This is a genomic window from Pseudomonas khavaziana (assembly GCF_019145205.1).
GTDB classification, from domain to species: domain Bacteria; phylum Pseudomonadota; class Gammaproteobacteria; order Pseudomonadales; family Pseudomonadaceae; genus Aquipseudomonas; species Aquipseudomonas khavaziana.
In genome coordinates, this window is the sequence record NZ_JAHSTT010000029.1 from 1 (window position 1) to 3560 (window position 3560).

Annotated in this window: 3 pseudogenes; 1 reads left to right on the forward strand and 2 read right to left on the reverse strand. The window is 48.9% G+C overall.

Annotation, left to right across the window (positions count from 1 at the left end):
• Positions 1-98: 98 nt before the first annotated feature.
• A pseudogene (locus KVH01_RS29290) lies at positions 99-294 on the reverse strand (IS66 family transposase); the annotation flags it as partial.
• Positions 295-862: 568 nt separating this feature from the next.
• Between KVH01_RS29290 and KVH01_RS29295 the strand changes: the two are divergent.
• A pseudogene (locus tag KVH01_RS29295) lies at positions 863-1304 on the forward strand (IS21 family transposase); the annotation flags it as partial.
• 1415 nt (positions 1305-2719) lie between these two features.
• Here KVH01_RS29295 and KVH01_RS29300 read toward each other — a convergent pair.
• Positions 2720-3468, reverse strand: a pseudogene (locus KVH01_RS29300) (IS5 family transposase).
• Positions 3469-3560: the final 92 nt, after the last annotated feature.

Here is a 3560-nt window from a genome sequence, read left to right on the forward strand (position 1 = left end):
CTCCCGGCAACCAGAGCGCGTCATTTTAGCCGAGGCGACTTTTCAGACAAGCCCTAGTCTTCGCCCGACGAGGCATGTGGTAGCCACGTATAAGGCTATTGGCCGTTGAGCTTGGCGGTCTCGACCAAGCTGTAGATCTGGCCGCTGGTGATCGCTCCCTTGGGCGTATCGCTGAACAACCACGCCTTGCGCCCTATTACAAACGGCTTGATCGCTCTTTCGACCGCATTGTTGTCGATGGGTAAAACCTGCTTCGACAGAGCGCTCCAGCCTGCTCCAGTTGTTCGCCAGATAATGTGGGAACTCCATGCGCATTTGGACACTCATTCCACGAGCACTTGGATAGTGATCTCTCACTGATCCGACCCAAGCTCAGGCAGGCAGCAACGCAGGATTATTCACTACCTTCGACCTCTTTTCTCGAAGCGAAGAGGTCGTCATGGAGCGCATATCCATGCGTAAAATCCGAGAGATACTACGTCTAAAATTCGTATGCGATCCATGAACTACACCTATCGCAAGACAACCACCTCATTTACCGTGGTATCTTTGGCGAGCACACCGGCGGCCATCTGGACAGTAAACAGGCACCCTCCAGAATGATCCCAAGGCTACTGAACCACCTTGGTTTTGACAACACTTGACCAACTTAACAATGCGTCCTCGAACGGTTTGCTTTCGCTCATCTTCTCAATATGGACCTGACGCCGTTTATCAGCGCCTTTTCCACAGTCGCTCACCACCACGCCTTTGAACGCGGCAGCTCTGGGCGATTTGCAGCCAGTTCCTGCAAGCCGACTCCGGGAGGCTTTCTCTCATCTTTGATACAGCTTCGCTGGCTTACGCCAGCGTTCATGACACACTCCAATACAGCTGGTTCTGCGAGCACTACCGCCTCTGGGCGGCCAAGGTCGACGTGGTCATGCGTCAGGAACACCGCGCTGGCGAGAAGCTGTTCGTCGATTACGCCGGCCAGACCGTCCCAGTCATAGACCGGCGAACCGGCGAGATCCGCCAGACACAGATCTTCGTTGCCGTCCTCGGCGCTTCCAGTTACACCTTCGCCGAGGCCACCTAGTCGCAGGAACTGCCCGGCTGGCTGGGCTCGCATATACGCTGCTTCGCCTTTCTTGGCGGTACATCGCAGATCCTGGCGCCGGATAATCTGCGCAGCGGTTAGCAAAACACATCGTTACGAGCCTGACATCAACCCCGGTTACCGCGACCTGTCCGAGCATTAAGGCGTGGCCGTGTTGCCAGCCCTCTCGCGTAAACCGAGGGATAAAGCCAAGGTCGAAGTCGGATTCTGAACCTGGAAAATTATAGACGACCAATCGCTAGGCGATGTTAAAAACATCGAATTTGTTCAAATAAAAATTATGCTAATTGCGCCTGCTCAAATGGATGAAGAGCAAAGTGCAGTCTGCCATTTGATATTGGTTCATCGAACTTGATCAAACCATTTTTGCCTAGACAGTGGCTTATGGCGCGTGCTAGTGAGTACTATAGTTAGGATCAATGGCGCGACTGTGTGATCTGAAAGTACGACTTAATAATCGCCGAACGCTCTATGAGCAGCTTTTTCGCTTGACTACTCAAAATACACATAACCACTTATATAAACAAAAACGAAGAAAGCGAACGAGGACGCGAAGGCTTATTTCTTTGCTTGATTGTAGAAACCCCTCCCTAGCCACTGGCGATAAGGCGAATCCGGCCCGACGAATAAAAATTCAGTTCGACCGCCGACATCAAGAATTTTAATATATCTTTATTTAGATCCGCTGAGTGCATGACAGGCGCATTGAAACATGTTATATCAAAGCCCCGCTCATTTCCCGGAACCGAATTATAAATTAGGAAATTAACTATATTTGGTTCAGCGACACAGAACTCATATATATCGACACCGCTATGAATAGCGATATCAGAATTAAGTATTACAATGTCAAAAGGATGTAGCGCATATTGCGTATAAGTAAGTAGCTGCTCAAACGACTCGACCGGCGCTATTCTATAATAGCCACACTGATTGACTATTTTTTCAACCGCTAACCGCTGAAAATGAACCCCATCAACAATTAGTATTCTCAGAGACTTATTCACCAACCCCATAAACTTCACCCATATAACTGCAAGAAACGTTTGTCAACCACTAGCTCCATCAATTACTACTTTAATACCTACTTCAAAAAACCTTACAGGCAACTAGCGAGACACAATAAAAGCGAGTTATCTCTTGACTCCATTTAGAGCGCAGCATTGCACTTGCCTCGCCACAGTCACACGAAAAATTCTAGTCAAAATTCTGCAAACTCAAACGAAATTACTCCTACACAATGTTTAGCAGTCCACCCTAGACCGAAGCGGCATTTCTTTCCTGCGCTAATTTTACTGCTTTTGAATTACTACCTACCTGATAGCTACGAGCTCACACACAACTATTCGAATGCAGCATGCCAGAAACGCTAAGTACTCTTCGACAGGCCATTCTCGCATTCCGACGGCAGAGTCACCTATTCACCTAATGGCAGGTAGCATATTCAAATACTCAGCTATTTTTGATTACTAGGCTAAGGCATATGAAGCGCTCAGTACAACTAGAAAAATCTAAATACCAAAAAGAAAATTCTCCATCTAACAATAAAACCAGCAGCAAAGTAATATGATTATATTCACAGTTAAAAACTATTTACACTGCCTAGGGTCTGTTGTCATTTCACATGGGTAGCCATAGAAAAGCACAGGCCATGGCCACCACACTTTCGTAATTTCTTTTTGAGCTTGTCGAATCGAGAGGCCACCACCCGGTAGTGTTTCAGCCAGGCGAAAGCGTTTTCCACCAGGTGCCGATTACGGTAACTACCTCTGTCCAGATCCGCGTTGCCTTTCACGGAGTTACGCTTTCTCGGAATCACAGCATTGGCCTCTTGTAGTTCGATCTGCTCCCGGATTTTCTCGCTGTCATAACCCTTATCAGCGACGATGGTTTCGGCCGCCAGGAGCTTGGCAATCAGGCTGTGGGCCTGAGTGCAGTCATGAACTGGCCTCCCGCAATCTCAAACTTGGTGGGCAAGCCATAGGCGTCCACCGCCAGGTGTATCTTGCTGATATTGCCTGCTCGACTCTCCCCTATAGCCTTATCGTTACCGCTGGCAGCGCCCGCACTATGCTGGTGAGCCTTGGCATAGCTGCCCTGAATGAAAGCCCACTGCAGGTCGGGCTCCACCGCAGCACTTTGAAAACCTTGAGCCACTTGCCGGCGGCGGACCACGCATTGAAGTGTTTATAGATCTTATCCCAGTTTCCGAACGCCTTGGGAAGGTCTCGCCAGGGGCATCCTGTGCGCATGCGATACAGCATGCCCTCCACAGTCATTCGTAGATCACGCTTATTATAGATGGCCATGTGCAGCGGAATTTCCCGCAGCTTCGACAAAAGCTCGTAATTGAGCAGTAATCGGGGTATTGCAAGCTCGTATCGATGTTGAGCTTCAACGATACGGGTTTGCTCTTATAGATCAATCAGCTAACGCAAAATGGCAACAACCCTCTAGGAAT